We start from the raw sequence: 26,366 nt of genomic DNA, 5'->3' as shown, positions 1-26,366 counted from the left end.
GGAAGGGCTCCTACAATGGGGGAACGAATCAAACGGAGAGCTCTCCGATTGCCCCTCGAACGGTAACGGAGAGTTCTCCGCTTCGCAATCGGAGCCGGTCCTCCGCAGACACGCACCACTAGGAGGAGGGCCCATGCCCGAGGCCGCGCCGCAGCGCGCTGACGCGCTCAAGAACCGGGAGGCGATCCTCCGGGTCGCCCACGACGTGCTCGCGGAGACTCCGGATGCCTCGCTCAACTCGATCGCCAAACGCGCGGGCGTCGGCGCGGGCACGCTCTACCGGCACTTTCCCACCCGCGAAGCGCTGATCCTGGAGGTCCACCGGCAAGGCATCGACCGCCTCGCCGACGCCGTGACCGACGCCCTCGCGACCCTGCCCCCGCTGGAGGCGCTGCGGAGCTGGTTCACCACGCTGACCGGGTATGTGCGCATCAAGCACGGCCTGGGCGAAGCGCTGCACTCCGCCGCCGCCCAGGAGGTCGTCAGCGCCTCCTGGCCTCCCGTCACGGAAGGCGTGCGCCGCCTCCTCGACGCCTGCGAGGAGGCGGGCGAGGTGCGCCCCGGCATCGATCCCGTCGACGTCATCATGCTGATGAGCTGCCTCTGGCGTACCCCGGACAGCCCTGAGGGTGCCGCCCAGGCCGACCGCCTCATGCAGCTCGCGATCGACGGCTTCCGCCCGTAGGGGCGAGGGGTGGTGCGGCCTCGCACGCGCGCCGGGCGGCCGTACGCGGGGTTCAGCAGGCCTTCGCGGAGTGGTGGGCCCTGATCGCCCGGTGGGCCCACGCGCACATGGTCAGGTGCTCCATCGTGGCGAGATCGAACCAGTGGAACATGATGCCCTCGCCGACCGGGAGGGCGTGCGCGTCGCCGTCCCAGTGGGCGGTGTAGACGTGGATGTGCCCCTCGGTGACGTACGGGCCCTCGTCGTACACGGCGGTGAAGGCCGTGACGTCGGGCAGTACGAGACCGGTCTCCTCCCGGATCTCCCGCCGGATGGCGTCGTCCGGCGTCTCCGTCCCCTCGGCGCCGCCGCCCACCAGGGACCAGGTGCCGCTGTCGCAGATCGGTTTGTTGGCGTCGCGCAGATGCAGGAGGTACTCGCCGCGGCCGTTGGTGATGATCACGGCGGTGCTTGACCTCTCGGAAGCGTCCGGTGCGGGCAGCTCAACCACCATCCTCGGGTCGTCCGGCCGCGGTCCAGCGGCCGGCAGTCTCCGTGCCCGATGCGTCGGCACCCCGTCCGGCATGCCCGTACCGGGCGCGGGGAAACGCCTCTCGGGCCCGCCTCGGGGGGCGTGCGGAGGTGGGAGGTGCGACCGCGCACACCCCGGGGGCGGACCGTCGGCGCTCCCGCTCGAAGACGACGGCTCAGAACACCATCGCCGCCGCGAAGACCGCCAGGGCGACCGTGCACGCGGCGGCCACCAGCGCCGCCCGAGGAGCCAGCGGTACCGGCTGCGCCGTTCCGGTCTCCCGTACCCGCCGGTGGGCCACCCGCAGGAAGCCGATCCAGGCCACCGCGCTCAGGGCCAGCGCGATCACCGCGGCGAGGGTCGCGCCACCGTGCAGGGTCTGCTTCCCGGCCAGCACCGCCGCCACCGTCGCCGACAACGTGGTACGCCGCCAGGCCAGCCGGGTGCGCTCCGGCTGGAGGCCCGGGTCCCGGTCGGCGCCGGAGGCGGGCCCGGGTACGGCTCCGGTCACCGGCCCTCCCAGCCGAAGAGGACGACCACCACCATCGCCACGGCCACCACCGCGACCACCAGGCCGAGCAGGGTCGGGAACCGGGAGACGGGCAGGTCCTCGCCCCGGCGCATGGCCCGTTCGCAGCGGACCCAGTGGTTGACGGCCCGCAGCGCGCACAGCACGCCGGCCGCGAGGAGCCCGAACGCGAGACCCGCACGCACTCCCCGGGCGAGACCCGGAAGGAACTGGTCGACGGCGAAGCCGCCGCCGATCAGCGCCAGGGCCGTCCGGATCCAGGCGAGGAACGTCCGTTCGTTGGCGAGGGAGAAGCGGTAGTCCGGTGTGTCGCCCTCGTCGCGGATTCGCTGCGGCGCGAACCACAACCGCAGGCTCTGTACGAATTCCTTCACACGGGAACCCTATCCACCCGTTTGTGAGCGGTTCTGATCACATGAAGTCGACGTGTCTGGGTGCGTCCCCGGAGCCCGTGGCGGAGCGGAGTCACCCCGCGTCCCGCCCCTGCCGGATCGCCCGCAGCCGGTGGTACGCCTCCAGGCCGTCCGGCGTCCACGCCCACTCGGTGACGCGCCGCGCCACCTCCTCGTCCGTGAGGAAGCCGTGCCAGTCGATCTCCTCCTTCTGCGGATCGACCGGCAGCTCGCACCGCACCTGGTAGACGCGCGACCACCAGGAGTGCCCGTCCTTCTCGTACAGGAAGGTGAACAGCGGCTCGGGGCGCGGCAGTCCGGATACTCCGAGTTCCTCCTCCGCCTCGCGCAGCGCCGCCTCGTCGTACGACTCGCCCGCCCCGACCACGCCGCCGACGAACATGTCGTAATGCGAGGGGAAGACCATCTTGGTGGCCGTCCTGCGGTGCACGAACACCCGCCCCTCGGCGTCGCGCGCCTCGATGAACACGCACCGGTGGCGCAGCCCGCGCGCGGTCGCCTCGCCGCGCGTCGCCCGCCCCACCACCTCGTCGTTCTCGTCGACGATGTCCAGGATCTCGTCAGCAGGATTCATGCCGCCCATCCAACAGCACCCCACCGGCATCCACCCGGGGCGGACGGCGGCCGGACGGCGCCCGGCAGCGGGAGAGACACCGCCGAAAACCCTTTGTACGCGCGGTGGGCGGCTGCCAGACTCCCGCCATGACCTACGGAATCGAGCACCACTCCGCCCTGTGAGCGCCCCGGAAGAGCGCGAGACGCTCACACCCCGGACCTCCCTGTACGACCAGGCGCTGCGGCTGCTCCACGCGGCGCCCGACGGACGCCCACCCGGCCGCGGCTTCGCGCTGCCGGACGCGGCACGCCCCGAGCGCACCCCGAAGAGCGACGCTCCCGAGAACGGGACACCGGGCACGCCCGGACGTTCCTCCGCCGCAAGTTCCGCAGGCGGTTCCGCCGAAAGCTCCGCGGACGGTTTCGCCGAGAACTCCGTCGCGGGCTTCGCCGCGAGCAAGGAGACCGCACGCCGACTGCTCGCACCCCTGCTGACCGACCCCGACGCCGAGCGCGCGGCGGAGCGTGTCCACCGGGCGCTGCGCGAGCAGGGCACGGGGGAGCGGCCCGTCCGAGCCGCCGTCGCGCACCTGCCGCTGGAGGACAGGACCGCCGCCCTCGCCCTCGCCCGGCGACTGGTGCGCCACGGTACGAGCGTGGCAGCGGTGAGTGTCGGCATCGGCCTCCTCGCCCGCCTCGGAGCACCCGAGGACGTCCCGTACCTCCGCGTCCTCGGCCTGCTGCGGGACTTCCTGTCACCGGTCGTGCAGGCGCTGGACGGACTCGACCGCCCCGCGGCCGCCCGGCTCTGGCTCGGTGGCCGCGTCAGGAAGGGGGAACTGCGGGCCCTCGTCGACGCGCTGACCGGCCAGGACGAACCCGCCGCCCGCCGAAGGCTCCTGGAAGTGCCGGTCACGCCACGGGACATGGGTCCCACTCAAGCCCGCAGGGTCGCCGAGGCGATGCTCCTCGCCGACCTGGTCCGCACCGACCCCGTCGATCCCCGCCTGCTGGAGCGGGCGGGCCACCTGCTCGTCATGATGGCGTCGACCTACGACAGCCAGGTCGAACTCCTCGCCTACGAGGACGCCGTCGCCGTGTACGAAGCGGTGATCGCCGGGGCCGCGCGGCTCACCCCCGATCCCGGCCGCGGCGTTCTCCTCCTCTCCCTCGCCCTGGAACTGCGCAGCGGGCCGAGCCTGCTCCTGCCCTGGCCGCCCGGCCGGCGCGAAGCGCTCCTGGAGACCCTGAGGTCACGGCTGTCCGCGCCGGAGTGGGCCGCCGTCGGCGCACACCTTCCGTCGGGCCGCCAGGAGGCCGACGAGTACCGGCGCGTCAGGTGGTACCGGCAGACCCTGCCCCGGCTCCTGGCCGGCCCGGCGCCGTACGGCCGACTGCGGGTGGAGCCGACCCTGCGCGATCCGGCGTACCGGCAGTCCCCTGAGACCCGTCTGCTGCTCGACGGCCTCCCGCTGGTGCCCGCGCACTTCGGCAAGGGCCCCGCGGGGACACCCGCCCACCTGCTCGACCGGGGCGCGCTGCGCGCCACCGCCGAACCCCACGAGGTGCGGCTCGCCGAGGCCTGGTGCACCGAGGGCTGCTGCGGGGCGCTGTACGTCACGATCCGCCGGGACGGGGACGAAGTGGTGTGGTCCGACTGGCGGCAGAGCCTCGGCAACCCGCCGCGGCTCGGCACGGAACGCTTCGACGCCGCCGCCTACGACGCCGAGATCGAGCGGGCCGCAGCGGACCGGGCCTGGGAGTGGCCGGCCGCCGCGACCGCCCGGCTCGTCGAGGAGGGACTGCGGGAACGGCCCGCGCTCCTCACCCGATGGGATCTCCGGCAGGACTGGACCGGCACCGACCACCACGATCCCGAAGCCACCACGCTCGCCTTCACCTATTGGCCCGGCCTCGCGGAGGGGCGGCGGGACCGCACCGGCCCCTGGCTCCAGTTCGTCTGGCACCTGCCCGACGACGGGGCGCCGCCCGAGGACCGGGCGGCGGCGGCGCTCCACCGGCTGGCCACCGAGGATCCGAAGGAGTACGCCCAGGTGCGGGGCGGCTCCGCCGAGCACGCCCGGGCGCTCGGCTACCCGTGGCCGTAGGCGGTGTCCGGCGGATCATGGCCGGGGTCGCGGCCGGCCAGGCGGTGTCCGGTCAGACCCCGCCGCCGTCCGTGGGCAGCAGGTCCCGGGCGGGATGGGCGCCGCCCTTGCCGCCCGGCAGCGCCGGATGCAGCCCGAGCAGCACGATCCCGGCGATGATCGCCGCCAGCCCGGCCGCCTGGCCCGCCAGCGCCGCCGGGTCCGTACGCACCTGGTCGCCGAGGAAACCGATGCCGCAGGCGATCCCCGCCAGCGGCTGGGCGGCGGTCAGGGCGGGCAGCGACATCCGCAGCGGCGCCATCTCGAACGCGCTCTGCACCAGGATCAGCCCGGTCACGCCGATCACCAGCACGACGTACGGCTGCCAGCTGCCCACCAGCGCGGGCCAGCCGCCGTCGGTCAGCAGCTGGCCGCTCTCCCGGGTCAGGGCGTCCTGGAGTCCGTACAGCAGCCCCGCCGCCAGGGCCAGCAGCGAGGGTGCCACCGCGGGGCGGGCGTGCCGGGCGGAGGCGGCGAGCACCAGCGCGAGCCCCACCACCACGCCGATGATCAGCCAGTGCCGCAGCGGGTCGGTCTCCGCCTGACCGCCGGTCGGCTGACCAGCCAGCAGGAACGCGGCGACCCCGCAGGAGAGCAGCACGAGCCCGCTCCACCCCTGGCGGCCGAGCCGCTGTCCGGTGAGGCCGCGCGACAGCCCCAGCGCGAAGAGCAGGTTGGTCGCCAGCAGCGGTTCCACCACCGACAGCTCGCCCTGGCCGAGGGCCAGCGCCCCGAGCACCATCCCGCAGACCATGAAACCGATGCCGGCCAGCCAGCTCCGCACCTTCATCAGGTCGAGCAGCAGCCGGGGGGAGAGGAAATCGCTCATCGGGGCGCGGCGGGCGGCGTCCTGTTGCAGGACGAAGCCGAAACCCAGGCACGCCGCCGCGCCCACGGAGAGGAGGACGACCAGCAAGGACACAGGTTTCTTCCTCGGATCGGGCGGGCGGAAACGGTGTGTTCCGAACGATATGCCCCTCGGTGTAGGGGAGCGGTGAGATTGGTCCGACCGGCCTGTTGACTCCGGCCTCGGGGGGTGCCGAAGATCTGACGCACGAGTAACTTCCGCACTCCGCGACCTCCGGGACCTCCGGGACCTTCCACGGACCGCCCTGCGGGACACCGGCTTGCGCTCCCACGCACGTCCGCCGCCCCGTCCCGGTGCCGCGCCCCGGCCGGATTCCGCACCGCCTCGCCCGAAGGATGGAACCCATGGCGTACGACGCCGACGTGATCGTGATCGGAGCCGGCCTCGCGGGGCTGGCCGCCACGGCGGAGCTGGCCGACGCGGGGCGCTCCGTGATCCTGCTCGACCAGGAACCCGAGCAGTCGCTGGGGGGCCAGGCGCACTGGTCCTTCGGCGGCCTCTTCCTCGTCGACTCGCCGGAGCAGCGCCGGTTCCGGATCAAGGACAGCCGGGAGCTGGCCCTCCAGGACTGGTTCGGCACGGCCGGCTTCGACCGGAAGGAGGACCACTGGCCGAAGAAGTGGGCCGAGGCGTACGTCGACTTCGCCGCCGGCGAGAAGCGCTCCTGGCTGCGCGCGCAGGGGCTGCGGCTCTTCCCGGTGGTCGGCTGGGCCGAGCGCGGCGGCTACGACGCGACCGGCCACGGCAACTCCGTCCCCCGCTTCCACATCACCTGGGGCACCGGCCCCGGGGTCGTCGCCCCCTTCGAGCGGCGGGTGCGCGAGGGCGTCGCCAAGGGGCTCGTCCGGTTCCGCTTCCGGCACCGGGTGACGGGCCTCGGCCGCACCGGGGGCGCCGTCGACACCGTGACCGGCGAGATCCTGGAGCCCAGCGCCGCCGAGCGCGGCACCGCCAGCAGCCGGGCCGCCACCGGCGCCTTCGAGCTGCGGGCCCAGGCGGTGATCGTCACCTCCGGCGGCATCGGCGGCAACCACGACCTCGTACGGGCCCAGTGGCCGGAGCGGCTCGGCACGCCGCCCGCGAAGATGCTCTCCGGTGTGCCCGCCCACGTCGACGGGCTGATGCTCGGCGTCGCCGAGGAGGCCGGGGCCCACCACATCAACCGCGACCGGATGTGGCACTACACCGAGGGCATCGAGAACTGGAACCCGGTCTGGGACAAGCACGCCATCCGCATCCTGCCCGGCCCGTCCTCCCTCTGGTTCGACGCCCGGGGCAAGCGGCTGCCGGTCCCGCTCTTCCCCGGCTTCGATACCCTCGGCACCCTCGAACACATCATGAAGTCCGGGTACGACTACACCTGGTTCGTGCTGGACCAGCGGATCATCGGCAAGGAGTTCGCGCTCTCCGGCTCCGAGCAGAACCCGGACCTCACCGGCAAGTCGGTCCGCGACGTCATCGGCCGGGCCCGCGCCGAGGTCCCCGGACCGGTCAAGGCGTTCATGGACCACGGCGTGGACTTCGTCGTGGAAGACGATCTCGGCGCGCTCGTGAGGGGCATGAACGCGCTGACCGGCGACGGGCTCATCGACGAGGACGAACTGCGCCGCGAGATCACCGCCCGCGACCGGGAGATCGCCAACCCGTTCACCAAGGACCTCCAGATCACGGCGATCCATGGGGCGCGCTCGTACCTCGGCGACAAGCTGATCCGCACGGCGAAGCCGCACCGCATCCTCGACCCGAAGGCCGGACCGCTGATCGCCGTCCGGCTGAACATCCTCACCCGCAAGTCGCTCGGCGGGCTGGAGACGGACCTCTCCTCCCGGGTACTCACGGCGGACGGCTCCCCGCTGCCCGGGGTGTACGCGGCGGGGGAGGCGGCCGGGTTCGGCGGCGGCGGGGTGCACGGCTACCGCTCGCTGGAGGGCACCTTCCTCGGCGGCTGCATCTTCTCCGGCCGCACGGCGGGCCGGGCGGCCGCGGCGGCCCTCGGCTGACCGTCACAGCCCTCGGACGTACGAAGACGCCCGACCTGTCCGGGAGACATGTGTGGGCATGCGTACCGGAACGGTCGGGCGCCTTCGTGGCCCCGCCGGGAGCGTCGGCTCCCGGCGGGGGACCCGGGGAAGCAGGGGCGGGGGGCCGTCAGGAACCCCGCGTGGGGCCCTACAACACCAGGGAGAGGAGCAGGATGAAGACCAGCGAGCAGACGGAGATGATGCTCTCCATCACCGACCAGGTCTTGACCGTCTGGCCGACGTCCATCCCGAAGTACTCCTTCACCAGCCAGAAACCCGCGTCGTTGACGTGGCTGAAGAAGAGCGAGCCCGCGCCGACGGCGAGGACCAGCAGGGCGGCGTGGGCGGTCGACATGTCGGCCGCCAGCGGGGCGACCAGACCGGCCGCCGAGATGGTCGCCACCGTCGCCGAACCGGTCGCGAGCCGGATACCGACCGCGATCAGCCAGCCGAGCAGCAGCGCGGGGATCGACCAGTTCTCGGAGAACTCCAGGATCATCCGGCCCACGCCGGCGTCGATCAGCGTCTGCTTGAAGCCACCGCCCGCGCCGACGATCAGCAGTACGCCCGCGATCGGGGCGAGCGACTTCTCGACGGTGCCGGCCAGCCGGTCCTTGGTGAACCCGGCGGCCCGGCCCAGCGTGAACATGCCGACGATCACCGCGGCGAGGAGGGCGATCAGCGGGGAGCCGACGACGTCCGTGACCTTCTGGACGCCGTTCTCGGGGTCGTCCACGACGATGTCGACCAGGGCCTTCGCCAGCATCAGCACGACCGGCAGCAGCACGGTGGCCAGCGTCGCGCCGAAGCTCGGACGGCGCTCCAGGTCCTCCGAGGCACGCTCGGGGACCATGCCCTCGGGCGCCTTGATGTCCACCCAGCGGGCGGCGATCCGGGAGAAGACCGGACCGGCGAGGATCACGGTCGGAATGGCGACGACCACACCGAGGGCCAGCGTGACGCCGAGGTTGGCGTCGAGCGCGTCGATCGCGACGAGCGGGCCGGGGTGCGGGGGAATCAGGCCGTGCATCACGGAGAGACCGGCGAGCGCCGGGATGCCGATCCGCATCAGCGAGTAGTTGCCGCGCTTGGCGACGAGCAGCACCACCGGGATCAGCAGCACGATGCCGACCTCGAAGAAGAGCGGCAGGCCGATGATGGACGCGATCAGCACCATCGCCCAGGGCATCGCCCGGCCGCTCGCCCTGGCGAGGATGGTGTCCACGATCTGATCGGCACCGCCGGAGTCGGCGAGCAGTTTGCCGAGTATCGCGCCGAGCGCGATGAGGACGCCGACGCCCGCGACGGTGGAGCCGAGCCCCGCCGTGAAGCTGGCGATCGTCTTCTCCAGCGGTGCCCCGGCGAAGGAGCCGAGCGCCAGCGAGCCGATGGTGAGCGCCAGGAAGGCGTGCAGCTTGAACTTGGTGATGAGCAGGACGATGACGGCGATGCCGGCGACGACGGCGATGCCCAACTGCGCGTTGCCCGCGGAGGTGATGGGATCGACGGCGTCCGCTGCCAACGTCTCGACGCTGAGACTGGTCACGGTGAGGGGTCCTTAACTCGCGAGCCGGCGCAGCGCGGCGACGGCTCGTTCGGTGATTTCTTCGGGGGTGCCGGTCACGTCGACCTCGACGCCCGCCTCGTCCGCCTCCAGCGGCTGGAGGGTGGCGAACTGCGAGTCGAGCAGGGCGGTCGGCATGAAATGGCCCTTGCGCGCGGACATCCGCCCCTCGATGAGGGCGCGGTCTCCGGTCAGGTGCAGGAAGACGGCGTCGGGTGCCTCGGCGCGCAGCCGGTCGCGGTAGACCCGCTTGAGCGCCGAGCTGGAGACGACACCGCCGAGCCCGGCCCGGCCGTGCGCCCACTGCCCGATGGCGTCCAGCCAGGGCCAGCGGTCCGAGTCGTCCAGCGGGGTACCGGCGGACATCTTGGCGATGTTCGACTCGGGGTGGAAGTCGTCGCCCTCGGCGTACGGGACGCCCAGCGCGGTGGCGAGCAGGGGGCCGATCGTGGTCTTGCCGGTCCCTGCCACGCCCATCACCACGACGACGTGGGGGGTGCTCATTGGTGCCTCGCTGTCTTCTTCGACATCGGTCCGTCGCGCTACTGAAACTCATTAGGTCGTACTTATTCAAGCGAGTGTGACGTAAACGTCGTACTTAATCGGTCGTACTTAATGGCCCCCGGGGTGGTTCAGCCCGCGTTCAGCCCGCCGGAACAATCCACCGGCGTGCTTCCGGACCCCCCGGAGCGGCACCGGCATCCGGCGCCTTCCCCGGCCCCCGCCCGTCACACCGGACGCGGGCGTCCCCCGCCGCAGGCCGCCCGTGGTGTCCTGGAATCGCCCCGTACCCTTGCCCCATGACCACGACGAGCCAGGGGCTCCATACGCATGTGCTGGACGCCCTGGGTCTGGAGATCACCTCGGGGGAGCGCAGGCCCGGCGACGTACTGCGCACCGACGAGATCGCCCAGCGGTTCGAGGTCTCCCGCACGGTCGTCCGCGAAGTGGTGCGCGTCCTGGAGTCGATGCACCTCGTCGAGTCCAGGCGCCGGGTCGGCGTGACCGTACGCCCCACCGAGGCGTGGAACGTCTACGACCCCCGGGTCATCCGCTGGCGGCTGGCCGGCGCCGACCGCCCGCGCCAGCTCCGCTCGCTGACCGTGCTCCGGTCCGCGATCGAGCCCGTCGCCGCCTCCCTCGCCGCCCGCTACGCCTCCCCCGCCCAGTGCGCGGCCCTCACCGAATGCGCTCTCGGCATGGTCGAGACCTCGCGCGGCCAGCGGCTGGAGGAGTACCTCCGCCACGACATCGCCTTCCACCGGGTGGTGCTGAACGCCTCGGGCAACGAGATGTTCGCCCGGCTCGGGGACGTCGTCGCCGAGGTCCTGGCCGGCCGCACCCACCACCAGGTGATGTTCGAAGACCCCGACCCGGCCGCCGTGACCCTGCACGTCAGGGTCGCCGAGGCGGTGCGCGAGGGGGACGCGGAGGCCGCCGAGCGGCTCACCCGCGAGATCGCGTTCGGCGCCCTGGACGAACTGGACGTACTCGCGCCCTGACCGCCCGCCCGCATCTGCGCACGCACACCCCGCAGCGCGTACCTTTGTCCGAGTTCGATCTTCGGACAGCGGTCGGACGTCGCAGGGGCTCAGGTCGTGTCCGGCAATTCCCGTCGGGCGGATTGTCGGACACGGCCCAGGGCCGCCACTTCAGAAGGAGACCAGGGTATGCCGCAGCAGGTGCAAGGTGTCATCGCGCCGGGCAAGAACGAGCCGGTGCGGGTCGAGACGATCGTGATCCCCGACCCCGGACCCGGCGAGGCCGTGGTGAAGATCCAGGCGTGCGGTGTCTGCCACACCGACCTGCACTACAAGCAGGGCGGCATCAACGACGAGTTCCCGTTCCTCCTCGGCCACGAGGCGGCGGGCGTCGTGGAGTCGGTCGGCGAGGGCGTCACCGACGTCGCCCCCGGCGACTTCGTCATCCTCAACTGGCGGGCCGTCTGCGGCCAGTGTCGCGCCTGTCTGCGCGGACGCCCCTGGTACTGCTTCAACACCCACAACGCCAAGCAGAAGATGACGCTGCTCGACGGCACCGAACTCTCCCCGGCGCTCGGCATCGGCGCGTTCGCGGAGAAGACCCTGGTGGCCTCCGGCCAGTGCACCAAGGTCGACCCCGAGGTGTCCCCGGCCGTCGCCGGCCTGCTCGGCTGCGGTGTCATGGCGGGCATCGGCGCCGCCATCAACACCGGTGAGGTGGGCCGGGGCGACTCCGTCGCGGTCATCGGCTGCGGCGGTGTCGGCGACGCGGCCGTCATGGGCGCACGGCTCGCGGGCGCCGCGAAGATCATCGCCGTGGACATCGACGACCGCAAGCTGGAGACGGCGAAGAAGATGGGTGCCACGCACACCGTCAACTCCCGTACCAGCGACCCGGTCGAGGCGATCCGCGCCCTCACCGACGGCAACGGCGCCGACGTCGTCATCGAGGCGGTCGGCCGCCCCGAGACGTACCAGCAGGCGTTCTACGCCCGCGACCTGGCCGGCACCGTCGTCCTGGTCGGCGTCCCCACGCCCGAGATGCGCCTCGAACTCCCCCTCCTCGACGTGTTCGGCCGCGGCGGCTCGCTGAAGTCCTCCTGGTACGGCGACTGCCTCCCGTCCCGCGACTTCCCGATGCTCGTCGATCTGCACCAGCAGGGCCGGATCGACCTCTCCGCGTTCGTCACCGAGACCATCGGCATCGGCGACGTCGAGCGCGCCTTCGAGCGGATGCACGACGGCGACGTGCTGCGTTCGGTGGTGGTCTTCTGATGGCCGCCCGCATCGACCACCTGGTCACCTCCGGCACCTTCGCGCTCGACGGGGGCGAGTGGGACGTCGACAACAACGTCTGGATCGTCGGCGACGACCACGAGGCGATCGTCATCGACGCCGCCCACGACGCCGACGCCATCCTGACCGCCCTCGGCGGACGCACGCTGCGCGCCATCGTCTCCACCCACGCGCACAACGACCACATCGACGCCGCCCCGGCCCTCGCCGAGGCCACCGGCGCCCCGGTGCTGCTCCACCCGGACGACCTGCCGCTGTGGAAGCAGACCCACCCCGACCGCACGCCCGACGGCGAACTGGCTGACGGCCAGGAGATCGAGGTCGCCGGCACCCGGCTGACCGTCCTGCACACCCCGGGCCACGCTCCGGGAGCCGTCTGCCTGTACGCCCCCGAGCTGGCCACGGTCTTCACCGGGGACACCCTCTTCCAGGGCGGGCCCGGCGCCACCGGCCGGTCGTTCTCGCACTTCCCGACGATTCTCGACTCGATCCGGGACCGGCTGCTCGCCCTCCCGGCGGACACCAGCGTCCGCACCGGACACGGCGACTCCACCACCATCGGCGCGGAGGCCCCGCACCTGGAGGAGTGGATCGCACGCGGTCACTGACCGCCGCGAGCCGTTCCGGTCACCGGTCCGGCCACGCGGCAAGCCGCAGCCCGCTCCTGAAGCGGCGCGGCTCACCCGTGACCGGATCGGTGAACTCCAGTACCCTCGACAGGAGTTGCAACGGGCGCGACCAGTCGTCCGGCGCACCTTCCGGCTCCACCACCGGATAGAGCGGGTCGTTGACCAGCGGCATCCCCAACGTGCTCATGTGCAAGCGCAGTTGATGCGTGCGCCCGGTCGCGGGCAGCAGCCGGTAGCGGCCGAGCCCGCCCCGGTGCTCCAGCAGCTCGACCCGGCTCTCGCTGTTCGGCTCGCCCGGCTCCTCGCGCGCGGCCACCACCCCGTGCTCCTTCACGATCCGGCTCCGCACGGTCCGGGGGAGCGCCAGCTCCGGGTCGTACCCGGCGACCGCCTCGTACTCCTTGCGCACCAGCCGGTCCCGGAACAGCGTCTGGTACGCGCCCCGGTCCTCGGGGCGTACGACGAAGAGCACCAGGCCCGCGGTCAGCCGGTCCAGCCGGTGCGCGGGCTGGAGGTGCGGCAGCCCCAGCCCGTGCCTCAGGCGCGCCACCGCCGTCTGCGTCACATGCCGGCCGCGCGGGGTGGTGGCGAGGAAGTGCGGCTTGTCGGCGATCACCACGTGCTCGTCGCGGTGCACCACCCCGACCGGGAACGGCACCGGCTCCTCGGGCGCGAACTCCCGGTGGAACCAGAGCCCGAGCCCGCTCTCGTACGGCCGTGTACCCGGCACCGGCCGCCCGTCCGCCCCGACGAACAGCCCCTCCGCCAGCATGGCCTCCACGCGGGCCACCCCGACCGCGGCACCGAACCGCTCCCGCAGATGGTCGCCCACGGTCGCCCACGCCCCCTCGGGGTCCACGGGCAGCCGCACCCGCACGGGATCGACGCCCTCGCGCTGCGGGAGCGGCGAGGCGGCGGACCTCCGGCGCCCCCTCACCGGACGCCTCGCACGGCCGGGCCGCTGCCCCCGGCCGCCGGTACGGGCGACGGACGGACGGACGCGGGGTGGGACATCGAGGGGCCTTTCCGGTGACGGCGACGAGTGACGGGCAGCGGGTGACGAGTGAGGGGCAGGGATGACGAGCGGGTGGCGCGCGGCAGGAGATGCACTCGCGTCGACGCCCGTGCCCACGGGCGACGGGTAGATCGCGCCGGGTGGCCGACCGGCGCCCGCAGAACACCCGGGGAGCCGCCGTCGTGCGGCGCTTCGGGCACCCACAAGGTACGCCACCAGGCCGGACGGCCGCGAAAGCCCGAGCCCGATACCGGCGACACGGGCCACGCACCGGGCGGATCGAGGGCTTCGGCGCCCTCCGGCGGCGCGGTGCTGCTGGGACGGCGGCTCCGAGCGGCGACGCACCCTCTTCATCCGCAACGGTGGCCGGATCATGTGGTCCCAACGCATCAACACGGCCGGCCTCGGCGCGCTACTGGCCTCCGCCGAACTGCACCGGACCCCCGAACTCACCGACCTCCAGCAGCGGCCGCAGGACAGCATCGCGCTCTTCGCTCTTCGACAGCCAGGTCGAGACCGAGCGGCGCGGTGACGGCCTCCCAATCCGTCACGTGAACCTCGGTGACGAGAGCCTGACGGTGAAGCCCCACTTTTTTCGATCACCCCGTGGACCACGTTTCCGGAATGATGCTGCTTGAGCCCCCCCCGACCGGAAACGCAGAGAGACCCCAGGTGAACTGGGGTCTCTCGCGACGGCCGACGACACGTTCCGCAGTCGTGGGACTACTTGCCGTTCGCGCGTGATTCTTCCCGACTGGGTCAGGACCGGTTCCCGCATCGCGGGTGTGGGCGTCCGGGACCGCCGCCCGGCGTCAGCTCCGGATCGGCATGGGCCCCCGCCTTTCGGCCGGGGCCCATGCCGACGATCGATCGATTGACGGTAGGGACTGCGGCGGAATTCCGGCACTGCCCCACTCTGCCGGCCGTCCATCGAGCACCGGCCGCAGGTCAACGGACGCCGAAACGATCCTGTTCAGTCACACATGCCGTCCTTCAGTTCCACGAGATCACGGTCCCCCAGCACGACGCAGATTGCTGGTTGCGGTTCCTCCACGTAGGCCCAACTGCTTGCGTCGCCGAGTAGCTCGGATACTTTTTCCGCAGGGACCTCCTCACCGCTGATGTCAACCGGGAATTCAGTACCCCGGAAGAGTCGGACGAATCCCATGCTCGACCAGCACTCGATCAGTTTGGTGAAGACGGGAATGTATTGAACCCACTCTCTCTCGTCCTCACTTTGCGCGCGATCGGCGAGTACCATCCACAGCAGTGACCCCTCCCGGGCGTTGACATGGAGACAGTATTCGTCTTCAGACATTTTCTTCATGCTTCACCCTGCTAATCCAGTGCCGGATTTCCAGCCAGAGGAATTCTCTGCACTTTCTTCCCTATTTGGAACTTTATGTAGGGGCCCCGATGTGTTATGTCGTTCATCTTGGGAACCCCGTTGACGACAGTGTTGTCGCCGTTCTCGACCACCGCTACGCCGCCAGGGATTCTTACCCTGAAACCCCCGCCGGTGGCGTGAGGCGCGTCCGTACGCTCCAAGTCGCCCAGGAGGGCGTCCAACTCTTCCGGGGTGGCTCCCCGGAGCGACTCCGGCTCACTGAGACTCCTGGTGACAGTTTCGCTCGACGCACTACCGGATGACGTATCGGTACTGGTCTCGCTGAAGAGTTTGCCCGCGTTGCCGGCCCGTTCGAAGCCGTCCTTGGCGAGGAGGTAGCCGCCGTCCGCTACCGCTATTCCGCCGACGACGAGTTCGCCGCCTCCGGCGATGCAGCCGACGCCGGTGGCGCACATGGGCACGCCGAGCACGATGCCGCCGGCGCCTCCCGCTGCTCCGCCGAGGATGCCGGTGACGGCTTCACCCATGCCGCTGAGAATGTCGCCGACCGCGCCCCAGTTGACGCTGACAGAGGTGGCGGTGTTGTTGCCGTCGGCGTCGAAGTTGGGGCTGTAGTTGGGATTGGAGCCCATGGCCCAGCCGTGGAAGACGACTTGCTTGGGCTTTGGCTTGTATGCCTTGAAGGAGATGGTGGCCTGGGGTACGGGGTGGTTGCCGGTGCCGCGGCCGATGTACGTGGTGACGGTGACCGTTCCGACGTGCTTGACCGACTTCTTCTGGACGTTCTTCCAGTACCAGCCGTAGCCGTTGTTGACGTACCGGGAGCCGTTGTGCTTTCTGGAGTACTCCTCGTCGCCGGCGATGCTGTCGGTGGGGCCGATGGGGCGGAGGCCGTCGGGGTCGGAGGCGCTGACCGGGTTGTTGTTGGCGTAGCTGTAGCCGTTCAGCTGCTGGGGATCGTCCGGGCCGAGTTCGGGGTCGACGGACAGAAAGCGGCCGGTGGCCTGGTCATAGTCGCGCGCACCCAGATGTGTCAGGCCCAGGCTGAGGTCCTGGACTCCGCCGACGAAGCCGCGGTCACCGGGCCAGCTGGCGGCGTCGGTGCCGCGAACAGCACCGAAGGGGGTGGTGCGGCGCTCCTGGAGGGACTGGTCGCCCGCACCGATGGCGAGCTGGCCGGTGCCGTGGTGGTCTCCGACGAGGAAGGAGAGCTTGCCGTCGTCGGTGCGCACCGCGGTGTTGCCGCCACCGATGTCGTAGTAGCGGGTGCCCTTCGCGGTGGAGGAGCCCTTGGCGAGGGTGACCTCGGTACTGCCCAGGAACAGGGTGGAGCCGACGTCGCTGTCGGCCGTCAGGCGGTTGCCGTCCGCGTCGTAGACGTAGTTGGTGGTCGTGGTGCCGCCGCTGCCGTTGTCCGCGGCCACGCTGGCGAGGTGGCCCTCGGTGTCCCAGGTAAGGGTCTGCTTCTTGCCGTTGACGGTGCGGGTCTTGGTGTTGCCCGTGGTGTCGTAGGTGTAGGAGTCCGTCGCGGTCCCGCCCGGACTTGTGGTCGTCACCTTGGAGAGGGCGTGTGGCTGGGCGGCGCCGGCGGCCGGGTATGTGAAGGTGTGCTTGACGTCCTTGGTGGTGTCCCCGGTGGTGTCGTGGTCGGTTTCCGAGGTGCGGTTGCCGGTCAAGTCGTAGAGGTAGGACTGCCAGTACTTGGCCGGGCCGCCGAGCACCGAGGCGCTCGGTGTGGCGGCGCAACTGGTGCTGCCCTGGGCCCAGGCCTCGGTGAGGCGGCCGAGGTAGTCGTAGGAGAAGCACTGGTCGTCGGTGCCGTCGCGGGAGACGTCCGAGACGGAGGTGATGTGACCGGCCTGGTCGTAGTGGTAGGTGGCGGACTTATCGGTGCCAGCCACGTCCTGGCGGTTCACACGGGAATTGGCCAGGCGCTGGGTGCCCCACTCGTAGGTGTTAGTGACCTGGGTGAACTTGCCGCCGGCGCCCTGGTACGTGAACTGCAGCGCCTTGCCGGTGTTGCTGTAGACGGTGCCGGTGACGTAGGTGTTGCCGCCGGATCCGCTGAGCGTGGTGGGCCGCAGGATCGCGTCGTATGCGGGGGTGACCGACTCGGCCGCGAGGCTGCCCGCCTTCGGATAGCCGAGCGACTGGATGCTGCCGTCGACGTTGTAGGCGACGGACGACTGGTACGAGCCGGCCAGTGCGCCTTCGGCGGCCGGGATGGTCACCGTGGTGCGCTGCGGACGGTACAGGCTGTCGTACGCGCTGTAGGTGGTCGTGTAGGCGGAGCCACTGGAGCCGCCGACGTAACGAATGGCGGAGGCGAGTTCGCCCTTGAACCCGGTGGGATCCCACGCGTGGCTGGTCAGGAGCGCCCCGGTGGCGTCGCCGTCGTGGGTTTCGATTTCACGGCCCAGGCCGTCGTAGACGTGGGTGATCTTTTTGTTGCGGGAGTCGGTGGTGGAGACCAGCTGGCCTCGCTCGTCGTAGACGCTGGTAGTGGTGCCCTTGTCCGGGTCGGCGGCCGAGGTCTGGTTGCCGCGCTGGTCGTAGCCGTAGGTCCAGGCGTTGCCTGCGGCGTCGGTGAGCTTGGCCAACTGGCCGGCGGGGGTGAAGGCGTAGGTGGTCTTGTCGTAGGCGCCGGTCGGAGTGGAGGCGTGGTATTGGTCCAACTCCACCGTGTTGCCGCGGGCGTCGTCGATGCTGGTGATCGGGGTGCCACCGGTGGGCGGAGTGGTGGTGACGCGGTCGCCGCCGTAGGCGGTGGCGGTCGTGGCGAGTACCTGTCCGCCGTCACCGCTGCCCGCCACCTGCTTGGCGGTGGTGATGCGGCCCATGCCGTCGTAGGTGTTCCAGCTCTGCGTCTCCACCGCGGAGGCGTCCGTAAGGCTCAGCAGGCTGGTGGAGGGGCCGGACTGGTTGTTGTAGTACGGGGCGAACGACTTGGTGACCAGGCCGCGCTCGTCGTAGAAGGTGTCGGCTACCAGGCGGCCACCGGACGGTCCGGGGCCCTGGGTCTGCCGCGCGCGCAGGAACCCGTCATAGAGGGTGTAGGAGGTCAGCGTGCCGCTGCCGACCAGGGCGGTGGTGCCCACCGCGACCGGCTTGCCGTCGGTGATGGTGTAAGCGTAAGAGTAGTTGGGGGTCTGGCTGCTCGCCTTGGAACGATTGGGCAGCCACACCTTCAGCTTGCGGCCCAATGCGTCGTAGATGGTGTCGCTGCGCTTGGAGTTGGCGTCCACCACGGTGACCGGCAGGCCCCGCGCCGCCTCGAAGCTGGTGGTGGACGTCTGCGCGGTGGTGCTGTCCCCGGTCTTCGCCGGCGGGGTGGTCACCGCGGACGAGAGGGGAAAACCGGTGGCCGGAGTGTAGACCGTGGTGGCGGTGCGTCCGTCGGTGCGTGCGGTGCGTACCGGTGCGGTGGTCTCGGTCCCGGTGACCGTTGCGGTCAGGTCCGTGGCGGAGGTGGTCCGGCCGTAGCTGTCGTAGCCGGTGGCGGACTCCAGGTAGGTGGCCGTGGTGCCCGTGCCGTCGTAGGACTTCAGCGTGGCCACGTGGGTGGTGTCGCCCTTGGTGGGAGCCGCGTCGTAGTTCAGCCCGTCGTAGGCGGTGCGCACATCGGTCAGGACGTCCTTGGTCCGGTCCGGAGTGTTCGCGCAGGCCCGCGCCACCGTCTCCACCCGGCTGGGCTTGTCCAGGATCCAGGCGCTGGTGTTGTCGACGTACGTGGTGCGGGTGCAACGGTTGTCCGCTGCACTGGAGGTATCACCCGCGTCGTCCTCTGCGGTGACGCGACCGGCGGTGTTCTCGTGGGTGTAGGCGATGCTGGTCTGGCGCCACTTGACGCCCGCACCGTCATCCAGCGAGGTCCAGGTGCGCGTGTTCTGTGTACCGGTCAGGTTTGCGGTCAGGGCGCCGTACGAGCGGGTGACGGTGGCGCTCTGGTGTGACCAGGGGGTGTTGACGGTCTTCGCCAGCACCTTCCCACCCGGGCCGGAGTAGTTCTCGGTCTTGTACTCGAATCCGGCGTGCGGTTCGGCGTCGGTGATGGTGCCGCCGTTGTCGTCCGAGACCGACACGGACTTGGTGCCGCCGGAGGGAGCGGCCTTGTCGCCGTCCATGCCGCGCAGGAAGTAGTGGTCGCTCTGCGACTTCATTCCGGCCTGGCCGCCGGTCTGCTCCCGCACATGACCGAACCCACGGAAACTCGACCAGCTTTGGTACTTCTCCTTGGTCAGGCCGTCCGCGTCGTCGTGGTGCCAGGCGGCCCCATCCAGGTAGCTGTAGCGGGTGATCATGTCCGGTGCGCCGCCGGTGCGGTCGGTCTGGGTGACCGAGTCCACCACGTACTTGTTGAACCACTGCAGGGTCGGGCTGGAGTCGCCCTCCTTGGTGTAGTACTGCGGGAAGCAAAGGGTGGTGTTGGTCTGCGGCGTGGGCAGGCTGGCCGCGTCGCACGCGGCGGTGGAGTAGTTGACGTCGGTCTGTCCGCCGGACTCGTCGTCGATGGTGGCGAGGCGCTCCTTGACGAACGGGGCGGTGTCGTCCCCGGCGGTCTTCAGCCGGTTGGTGCGCTGGTCATAGGTGAATGTCACCTTGGGCAGCGTGAGGTTGGGGGTGGCGGCCTTGCCGGTGTGCTCGATCGACGCCAGTTCCAGCTGGTAATCGATGTCCGCCATGCCCCACTGGTGGTTCATCTTCCAGGTGTCGACCGGGGCGTACGTACCGTCGGCCTGCAGCGTGGAGGTGGTGATGGCCGTCAGCTGCTTACGGGTGAAGAACGAGGGCTGGGCGACGTAGCAGTCGGCGCCGGACTTGCAGTTCAGGTCCCACGGAGTGTCATACCAATACGAGCTCTGCGTATCGATGCCGGCTGCTTCGCAGGTCACCCCGGACTGCGGCAGGCAGCGCTCGGCGGTGGTGAAGTCGACCTTCGCCAGCGGCTTGGCGGAGTAGTTCGCGGAGCTCTTCAGCCCGTACTCGATGCGATCCAGAGAGCCGCCGCGGTCGTAGACCGTGGAGTTGGCCGGGGTCAGATCGCGACCGTAGTAGTTGGTCTCCTTGTTGTAGTAGTAGGCGATCGTGTTGCCGTGCACGTCGACGGCGTAGTCCAGGTTCCAGCGCCAGCCCTGCTGGCACCACGAGTCGGCGAAGGTGGCGGCGCTGCATGGCTCGCCCGCGTCGTTGCCGTAGACCGGGGCCGTCCAGGTGGAGTTCGTGGTGGGGCTGCCCGTCGCCCAGCCGGGCAGCCGGTTCTCGCCGAAGTAGTAGCGGGTGCCGTCAGTGGTCGTGACCCGCCAATACTCGTCGTTGTGGGCGCCGTTGCCGCGCACGTTGGTGTCCGAGCCGTACAGCCGGTCGACCTTCGTGCCGTCGTCGCCCTTGATCCGGAAACTGTTGGTGCTGATGGGGATCAGCTCGCCGGCGTGCCCGTTGAAGGAGATGGTGGCGTTGTCATCCCGCCAGCACAGGTCGCCGACCTTGTCCCCGGCCGCGTTCTTCTCACCCTCATCCGCGCACGGCTTGTAGGAACGGTCGATGGAGCCGGGCCACAGGTCGAAGCCGTCGCCGGCCCAGGAGGCCTGGTTGTTGGTGTTGTTGGTGCGCCCGTCTATGGTGCCGGAGGAGTAGCCCAGGCCGAGTGCGGGGGCGAAGCCGCCCGGCACGCCGGGCACCGCGATGTCGTAGGACCAGCTGAAGTCACCCGTGTTGAGGTCGGTGCTCCAGGAGGCTGAGGCCGACAGCGAGGTTGCGGTGTAGTCGCCGTGGTCGCTGGAGTTCCCGGCCGTTGCCGCCAGCAGCATCGGTTCCGCAAAAGTGCTGGTGGTTGCCGCAGTGGTGGCGCTCTCGATGGTCACCGAGCTTGCTGTGACCGTTTTCTCGGCCGTGTTGTTGTCGCTGGGCAGCGCCTTGGGGATGGTGCAGCCGTGCTTGGTGGGAGTGGTGGCGGCGCAGGCAGGGAGTTGGACCAAGTGCAAGCGGGAGGCGTAGGCGCCACCGTAGGTCTGGGCGGCGGAGGCGTAGTCGACCGCGACGGAGACTGTGTCGCCGTCGGTGCCCTGCTGTGGGGTGAGGGAGAACAGCAGTCCGTCCACCCCGGCCTCGCGGGCCTCCTTCTGGCCGTAGACGTGCACCTTGGCGCTGCCCGTCAGTGGCCGGGCGGCGGACTTCGAGGTGTTCTTCGCGCCTCCACCCTTCGCGCTCTTCTTACCGAGGCGCGGTGCTCCCAGGGAAATGGGCAGGTTCCCAGCGCGTACCGACTGCGCTGCGGCGCTCTTCGGCACACCGTCCTTGCCGACGCTGATGTCCGGGAGGAGGAGGGTGGCGGTGCCGGCGGAGCCCCAGGAGTGCTTCGGCTGTGCCGCGGGCACCTTCGGCGTGTCCCCGTGCTTGCGGGGTCTGGCCTCGAGGGTGTGGCCGGAGAGCGGCTTGTCGGGCTGAGCGACCTCCACTCGATCTTCGCTGGCCTGAGCGACGGAGCTCATCGCGCCCTGCAGCATGGTGGCCACCAAGACGCCGGAGATGCCCAGCGCCGTGCGGCGCTTCCACCGTGTGGTTGTTCGTCTCAGCCGGGGCGGCGGAGTCATAGTGCGATCCAGATACATGTCAGCGAACCTCTGCTGTCCCTCGATGGCCGCGTTCGGAGCGGCCTTGGGCACACCGCTCGGCATGCATGTGGACGCACGCCGAGCGGCGTTACTACGGGTGATGGTTTGTGGTGCGGATGTAGCGGTGCCCGCGGACGGAAGGAATTCCGCCCGCGGGCACCCCGAGGCCTACTCAGGGGCCAGGGACGGTGTCCAGGTCGATGCCGCTGCGCAGGTCGGCGATCTGGTTGTCGCTGGCCGCGCCCTGCAGCGCCCATACGTCGTCGATCTCGCCTGGCCAGTACTCGCCCCACGCGGTGGCCGACGTCTTCGCCCGGCCCAGCTGCAACCCCTTGGTCGCCGTGAACGGGACGGGCGCCCAGTTGAACGGCACGACGTCGGTGCAGGCGGGATCGACCTTGTCGCCGCTGGCGTCCATCTCGCACGGCAGACTCAGCTGCTCGCCGTTGACGTACAGACGCATCTGGCCGGCCGGGGCGTCGTAGACCACCGACAGCTGCTGCCACTCACCCGGGGTCAAGATCGCCGGCGATTCGGCCAACACCTTCGTCGCGGTGGTGCTGTCGGAACCGGGCATCACCAACTGCCAGCGTCCATTGACCGACAACGTCTCGCCCGTCGGGGGTGAGTCGGGCACATAGCGCACCTGGAAGCCGTTGGTGTTCGCGCCGGCCATGCTCATCACCGTCGCCGGTTGCTGCGGCACGGCGGCTGTGGTCACCCATGTGCCAACGGTGAAGCTGTGCCCGGTGTCCACCGGTGACGTGCTGGTGGCGGCGTAGCCGGTGGTGGTGCCGGACAGGGCCATCGCTCCGGAGCCGACCCACTGGCTGATGGCATCGATGGACGCCCCGGCGCCGAGGGTCAACGGGTGCTGGTCGGCAGCGTTGGGCACATCGTCCGGAGACACCGCCGGGGTGCCAGTGGCTCCGTCGAGCTTCCAACGGCCCTCGACGGCAGTGTGGGTTTGATACAGGGCAGCGGCTTCCTCGGCCGACAGAGCTCGGTCGTACAGGCGTACGTCGTCGATTTGGCCGGGGAAGAACGAGCTGGGGGCGCCGTCGTAGTTTCCGGCACCGATCTGCACCGGACCGCCGGCGTAGAACGGGGCGGAGAAGCTGGTGCTCTGCACATGCTCGCCGTTGACGTACAAGCTCAGCTGGTTGGCGACCGCATCGTAGGTGCCGACCAGTTGCGTCCATTCTCCGGCCGGGGAATGGGTGGTATCTCCCTGGGTGGCGCGGACGGCACTCGAACCGGTCGTGTCCGTCACATAGTTGTTGAACGTCCAGCCATAGCTGGCCGAGTAGTACAGCTCGAAACCGGGCCGGCTGGCGGATGTCTGGGTGGCGATGATGCCCGCGTGGGTGGGTTTCGACGACAGCTTCGCCCACGCGATGACCGAGTAGCCTGCCTGGTTGTTGACGTGTGGGGAGCGGGTGGCGGCGTAGCCGCTGGTGCCGTCGAAGGTGGCCGCACTGTTCTGCGCGCCGGGCGCGCCTGCGGTCACCGTGCCGTGGAAGGTCGCGTTGTCGACCAAGGCGGCGCCGTGTACCTCGGCTGTGGCGTTCCCGTTGGTGTCGGTGGCCGTCTCGTCCAGCGGGAAGACTGCCCGGGAGAGGCGGCCGACACCCAACTGAGCCTGGTTCTTGACGTTGGTGACGTCGGCCGCGGTGAGCGGCTTGTCGAAGATCCGCACGTCATCGACGGTTCCAGGGAAGAAGTTGGCTGCCACGCCCGAGTGCGAGCCGGCGCCGATCTGCAGCCCTCGACGGGCATCCCAGGCGTTGGCGAAGGTGGCCGTGCCGGCCAGGGAGCCGTTGACGTACAGCGACAACAGATCGGTGGCGGAGCTGTACGTGCCGGCCAGGTGGTACCACGTGCCCGCGGTGGTCTTTCCGGTCTCGGTGTCCGCCTGGATCGCGCGGACCGGGGTGGCTGCCGCGGTATCGGCGGTGTACTGGTCGAACACCCAGCGCTGGGAACTGGTGGAGTAGTACAGCTCGAAGCCCGCGGCGTAGTTGCCCGGCTGGGTCACGGCGACCGGCGCGGGGTTCCCCGCGGCCGGCACCGTGTCCAGCTTCACCCACGCGGCGACGGAGAATCCCGTGTCCGTGTGCACGGTGGGGATGTCGGAGGCGAGGTAGTCATCGGTACCGTTGAAGCCAATGGCGCTGCCGACCTTGCCCGCCACACCGAATGTGGGACTGCCGTGCACCGCCAGGGTGCGATCTCCGGCGCTGCCTGCCGCGCTGGTCGCACCGGCGCGGTCGTCCATCTGCCACTGTGCCTGGGCCGGCTGTCCCTGCTTGACCCTGAACTGGTAGGTCGCCGGCGCCGAGGCAGTGCTGGCAGAGCTGACCGCCTGCACGTACAGGAAGTTCGTGCCTGCCCGGGTGGGACGGTACTGAATGGGCCGGGCGGCTCCGCTGGTGGTGGTGACCGTGTGGGTGCTGTCGCACACCGGGTCGGCGTTCATACCCCAGCAGTACTTGACCACGTTCGTGGCCGCCGGACCGGCGGTGAAGGTGCCGTAGCGACCCACCCCGTCATAGGTCGGGTCGCTCGGGTCGGCGTCGTCAACAGCCGGATAGTCGCCCGAGACCACCTTCGGCGCGGACGGCGCCGTGGTGTCGTACACGAAGTAGCAGCCGGTCGCTGAACCGGTCTGCGACCACGGCGAGGAGCTGTAGTACGTGCCTTGGTCGTAATCCCGTGACTGGGCAGCCCACACCAGGGTCTGGTTGGTCGGAAGGTGCAGACTGCTCCCAGGCAGCGGATCGGTCAGTGGGACGGAGAAGTCCGAGCCGGACTTCTTCGCCGTACTCCAGGCAGAGGTCCAGTGCGCCACGACGCCCTTGCCGTCGTTCGCATCCCAGTACGCCTGGAAACGCACCGACGTGTAGTCGCCATCCGGGTCGGTGACGTCGGAGGCCATGAGGGTCGGACGGGTGTTGACCGACACCTTCGACTCCGGCTTGTGGCAGGAGCCGCCGGGGTTCATCGTCAGCTGCGACATCTTGAGCTGTGGTGGCGGGGTGTTGTAGTGCACGCGCAAATAGGCGTCGTCCGAGAATCGCTTCCAACCGTAGTTGTCGCCCTCATTGGTGGCGCGCAGTCCGAATGTGGTGTCGGCCGAGTTGTGGCTCGCGGCGTACTTCACGCCGGTCATCGCGTCGAACTCGACATCGCCAGCGGCGCAGGAGGAGCCATAGCCCTTGGCGACACTCTGCGTGTCCAGTTTGGACTGCCAGTGGTCCGCCGAAGAGTTCCAGGTGGTGCCGGACGTGAAGCCGTTCGCTCTCCACAGCTCCACACTCCGTGCCGAGCACGAAGCCGAGTACGTCTCGTGTGCGACGAAGGTGGCGTCCAGGATCGTCTTGCCCGCGAACTTCGCGGTGGAGAACTTGTAGAACAGCCGCTTGGTATCGTACGGAGCGCAGTAGTTCCAACCGCAGTAGCCCATACCGGCATCGGAGTCGCCGTTGAAGTGGTACTGCGGCGACGACGCCCAGTACTTCGACACCATCGTCCAGTCGTTCGCCTTCGGCGTGGTCGTCTGTGGGTCGATGAACACTGGAAAGTGCGTGTCCGAAGACGTCAGCAGCGACTGATCCGGCGTCAGCGTCAGCTGCGAGCCGTCCGAGCTGACATCCAGACCGATCGGTGCCACCTGCGAGGCGTCGGTCGGACCCTTCGCCGGATCGTCCGCAGTGCCGCTCGCAGCGGGTTCGTCGGTAACCGCGCGCCTGGCCACCGCGGCGCTCGCCACGGTGCCGGAGTCCCACATCACCGGCTTCGGCGCGGCGAACGCCACCCCGCCGCCGGTCGCGTCCAGAGCCTGCAGTCCACCATCGGCGGACTGCTTCACCGCCAGCCCATCGGCCGTCACTCCCAGCCTGAGCTGCGCCAGACCGGGGTTCTTGGCCGCCTCGGGGGTGTTGACCACCAGCAGTTCCGTGAAGGAGTCGATGTCGGCGCGTACCCGCAGGTCCACGTCCGGCAGCACGTCCTCGTACAGCGCAGTGTCGCCGTCCAGCGTCGGGGTCGGCAGTTCCTTCGGCCAGGTGTAGGCAAGCGACCGGCCCGCCTGCGAGAGCTGGATCAGCGGCGTGCCGCCGCCACCCGACAGAGTCATGCCGACTGCCGCCGCTTTCGGGGTGATCGAACCGTCCGCCTGCTTGACGAGAGTGTTGTCGATGTCCTTCCAGCCACCGGCGCTCCGGGTACGTACCGGCCGCAGGTGCTGAACTGCCTCCAGGTGCCCGTCCGGGGTGGCGAAGGTCTCGGTCGTCTCATCCCGCAGCGAGGTGATCTCCACCTTCTGCCCGAGAGCCGCCGCCTTCGTCAGCGCCGCATTCTGCGACTCCGCGGTCGATGGTGCCTCCGCGGCCGACGTGGTGGAGGCGAGTGCTGTGGCTGGTACGGCTGCGGCTGTCGCCGCGCCGGGGAGCACCCCCATCGAGGCCAGTAGCGCTGCCGCCAGGCCCCCCATCGTCAACCTGGCGGCTGCCGTCCGCCCCTGCATACGCCGACCCATGTCCGCGCCCCTTTCACCCCTGCAAACGATCACCCAGCGATCGTCAAGGTGACTGTAGAGAGCATGTAAGTAACTGTCCAGGCGTGAAATTGGGACAAGTGAGCCTTTTAGTTGCGGAAACATGTAGACAAGTCGTAGTGAAATACGTCACCG

At 70.1% G+C, this 26,366-nt stretch carries 18 protein-coding genes; 7 read left to right on the top strand and 11 right to left on the bottom strand.

Annotation, left to right across the window (positions count from 1 at the left end; translation table 11 throughout):
* Positions 1–133 precede the first annotated feature (133 nt).
* Positions 134–685 carry a TetR/AcrR family transcriptional regulator gene (locus OG599_RS05975; protein WP_327174894.1) on the top strand — a complete coding sequence of 184 codons (552 nt, stop codon included), beginning with the start codon at positions 134–136 and terminating at the stop codon, positions 683–685.
* Between the two features lie 52 nt (positions 686–737).
* Here the strand turns inward: OG599_RS05975 and OG599_RS05970 are convergent, their stop codons facing one another.
* The 4 genes from OG599_RS05970 to OG599_RS05955 form a co-directional block, all read right to left on the bottom strand.
* Entirely contained in the window at positions 738–1,178 is a 441-nt protein-coding gene (locus tag OG599_RS05970; protein ID WP_327174893.1) for an NUDIX hydrolase, read from the bottom strand.
* A 193-nt stretch (positions 1,179–1,371) separates the two neighbouring features.
* Entirely contained in the window at positions 1,372–1,707 is a 336-nt protein-coding gene (locus OG599_RS05965) for a DUF202 domain-containing protein (protein ID WP_327174892.1), read from the bottom strand.
* Complete coding sequence (locus tag OG599_RS05960) at positions 1,704–2,099, bottom strand: YidH family protein (RefSeq protein WP_327174891.1); 396 nt, start codon at positions 2,097–2,099, stop codon at positions 1,704–1,706. The genes OG599_RS05965 and OG599_RS05960 overlap by 4 nt, the downstream gene beginning before the upstream one ends.
* A gap of 91 nt (positions 2,100–2,190) precedes the next feature.
* Positions 2,191–2,712 (bottom strand): NUDIX hydrolase, encoded by a 522-nt coding sequence (locus tag OG599_RS05955; RefSeq protein WP_327174890.1) that lies wholly within the window; start codon positions 2,710–2,712, stop codon positions 2,191–2,193.
* 160 nt (positions 2,713–2,872) lie between these two features.
* Here OG599_RS05955 and OG599_RS05950 point away from each other — a divergent pair, with 160 nt between their 5' ends.
* Positions 2,873–4,801: a hypothetical protein gene (locus OG599_RS05950; RefSeq protein WP_327174889.1), complete on the top strand. Its 1,929-nt coding sequence runs from the start codon at positions 2,873–2,875 to the stop codon at positions 4,799–4,801.
* 52 nt (positions 4,802–4,853) lie between these two features.
* On the opposite strand, the gene OG599_RS05945 is transcribed toward OG599_RS05950, so the two are convergent.
* Complete coding sequence (locus OG599_RS05945) at positions 4,854–5,762, bottom strand: DMT family transporter (RefSeq protein ID WP_327174888.1); 909 nt, start codon at positions 5,760–5,762, stop codon at positions 4,854–4,856.
* Between the two features lie 290 nt (positions 5,763–6,052).
* On the opposite strand from OG599_RS05945, the gene OG599_RS05940 reads away from it, so the two are divergent.
* Positions 6,053–7,708: an FAD-binding dehydrogenase gene (locus OG599_RS05940; protein ID WP_327174887.1), complete on the top strand. Its 1,656-nt coding sequence runs from the start codon at positions 6,053–6,055 to the stop codon at positions 7,706–7,708.
* Positions 7,709–7,877: 169 nt separating this feature from the next.
* On the opposite strand, the gene OG599_RS05935 is transcribed toward OG599_RS05940, so the two are convergent.
* Both OG599_RS05935 and OG599_RS05930 read right to left on the bottom strand, forming a co-directional pair.
* Positions 7,878–9,275 (bottom strand): GntP family permease, encoded by a 1,398-nt coding sequence (locus tag OG599_RS05935; RefSeq protein WP_327174886.1) that lies wholly within the window; start codon positions 9,273–9,275, stop codon positions 7,878–7,880.
* Between the two features lie 12 nt (positions 9,276–9,287).
* Positions 9,288–9,797 (bottom strand): gluconokinase, encoded by a 510-nt coding sequence (locus tag OG599_RS05930; protein WP_327174885.1) that lies wholly within the window; start codon positions 9,795–9,797, stop codon positions 9,288–9,290.
* Positions 9,798–10,093: 296 nt separating this feature from the next.
* Here OG599_RS05930 and OG599_RS05925 point away from each other — a divergent pair, with 296 nt between their 5' ends.
* From OG599_RS05925 to OG599_RS05915, 3 genes are all read left to right on the top strand, one after another.
* Positions 10,094–10,795 (top strand): FadR/GntR family transcriptional regulator, encoded by a 702-nt coding sequence (locus OG599_RS05925; RefSeq protein ID WP_327174884.1) that lies wholly within the window; start codon positions 10,094–10,096, stop codon positions 10,793–10,795.
* Positions 10,796–10,963: 168 nt separating this feature from the next.
* A complete protein-coding gene (locus tag OG599_RS05920) occupies positions 10,964–12,049 on the top strand; it encodes an S-(hydroxymethyl)mycothiol dehydrogenase (RefSeq protein WP_327174883.1) in 1,086 nt (361 codons plus the stop codon).
* Positions 12,049–12,678 (top strand): MBL fold metallo-hydrolase, encoded by a 630-nt coding sequence (locus OG599_RS05915; RefSeq protein WP_327174882.1) that lies wholly within the window; start codon positions 12,049–12,051, stop codon positions 12,676–12,678. Before OG599_RS05920 ends, OG599_RS05915 begins: the two co-directional genes overlap by 1 nt.
* Positions 12,679–12,697: 19 nt before the next feature.
* On the opposite strand, the gene OG599_RS05910 is transcribed toward OG599_RS05915, so the two are convergent.
* Positions 12,698–13,636 carry a pseudouridine synthase gene (locus tag OG599_RS05910; protein ID WP_327174881.1) on the bottom strand — a complete coding sequence of 313 codons (939 nt, stop codon included), beginning with the start codon at positions 13,634–13,636 and terminating at the stop codon, positions 12,698–12,700.
* A 451-nt stretch (positions 13,637–14,087) separates the two neighbouring features.
* Here OG599_RS05910 and OG599_RS05905 point away from each other — a divergent pair, with 451 nt between their 5' ends.
* A complete protein-coding gene (locus OG599_RS05905) occupies positions 14,088–14,246 on the top strand; it encodes a hypothetical protein (protein WP_327174880.1) in 159 nt (52 codons plus the stop codon).
* A 441-nt stretch (positions 14,247–14,687) separates the two neighbouring features.
* Here OG599_RS05905 and OG599_RS05900 read toward each other — a convergent pair whose 3' ends face one another.
* The 3 genes from OG599_RS05900 to OG599_RS05890 all read right to left on the bottom strand — a co-directional run bounded on the left by OG599_RS05900 (position 14,688) and on the right by OG599_RS05890 (position 26,213).
* Positions 14,688–15,032 (bottom strand): hypothetical protein, encoded by a 345-nt coding sequence (locus OG599_RS05900; RefSeq protein WP_327174879.1) that lies wholly within the window; start codon positions 15,030–15,032, stop codon positions 14,688–14,690.
* 20 nt (positions 15,033–15,052) lie between these two features.
* Entirely contained in the window at positions 15,053–21,550 is a 6,498-nt protein-coding gene (locus OG599_RS05895) for an RHS repeat domain-containing protein (RefSeq protein ID WP_327174878.1), read from the bottom strand.
* Between the two features lie 295 nt (positions 21,551–21,845).
* Positions 21,846–26,213: a LamG-like jellyroll fold domain-containing protein gene (locus OG599_RS05890; protein ID WP_327174877.1), complete on the bottom strand. Its 4,368-nt coding sequence runs from the start codon at positions 26,211–26,213 to the stop codon at positions 21,846–21,848.
* Positions 26,214–26,366 lie beyond the last annotated feature (153 nt).

Origin of the sequence: Streptomyces sp. NBC_01335 (assembly GCF_035953295.1) — a bacterium.
GTDB lineage: Bacteria > Actinomycetota > Actinomycetes > Streptomycetales > Streptomycetaceae > Streptomyces.
This window is presented reverse-complemented; position numbering and strand designations above follow the sequence as displayed.

What these genes read in the sequence shown, in the direction of transcription:
- OG599_RS05920 (WP_327174883.1), top strand. Translation starts at nt 10,964, where the DNA reads ATGCCGCAGCAGGTGCAAGGTGTCATCGCGCCGGGCAAGAACGAGCCG.
- OG599_RS05970 (WP_327174893.1), bottom strand. Translation starts at nt 1,178, where the DNA reads ATGGTGGTTGAGCTGCCCGCACCGGACGCTTCCGAGAGGTCAAGCACC.
- OG599_RS05955 (WP_327174890.1), bottom strand. Translation starts at nt 2,712, where the DNA reads ATGAATCCTGCTGACGAGATCCTGGACATCGTCGACGAGAACGACGAG.
- OG599_RS05975 (WP_327174894.1), top strand. Translation starts at nt 134, where the DNA reads ATGCCCGAGGCCGCGCCGCAGCGCGCTGACGCGCTCAAGAACCGGGAG.
- OG599_RS05895 (WP_327174878.1), bottom strand. Translation starts at nt 21,550, where the DNA reads ATGAGCTCCGTCGCTCAGGCCAGCGAAGATCGAGTGGAGGTCGCTCAG.
- OG599_RS05930 (WP_327174885.1), bottom strand. Translation starts at nt 9,797, where the DNA reads ATGAGCACCCCCCACGTCGTCGTGGTGATGGGCGTGGCAGGGACCGGC.
- OG599_RS05940 (WP_327174887.1), top strand. Translation starts at nt 6,053, where the DNA reads ATGGCGTACGACGCCGACGTGATCGTGATCGGAGCCGGCCTCGCGGGG.
- OG599_RS05905 (WP_327174880.1), top strand. Translation starts at nt 14,088, where the DNA reads ATGTGGTCCCAACGCATCAACACGGCCGGCCTCGGCGCGCTACTGGCC.
- OG599_RS05900 (WP_327174879.1), bottom strand. Translation starts at nt 15,032, where the DNA reads ATGTCTGAAGACGAATACTGTCTCCATGTCAACGCCCGGGAGGGGTCA.
- OG599_RS05890 (WP_327174877.1), bottom strand. Translation starts at nt 26,213, where the DNA reads ATGGGTCGGCGTATGCAGGGGCGGACGGCAGCCGCCAGGTTGACGATG.
- OG599_RS05915 (WP_327174882.1), top strand. Translation starts at nt 12,049, where the DNA reads ATGGCCGCCCGCATCGACCACCTGGTCACCTCCGGCACCTTCGCGCTC.
- OG599_RS05925 (WP_327174884.1), top strand. Translation starts at nt 10,094, where the DNA reads ATGACCACGACGAGCCAGGGGCTCCATACGCATGTGCTGGACGCCCTG.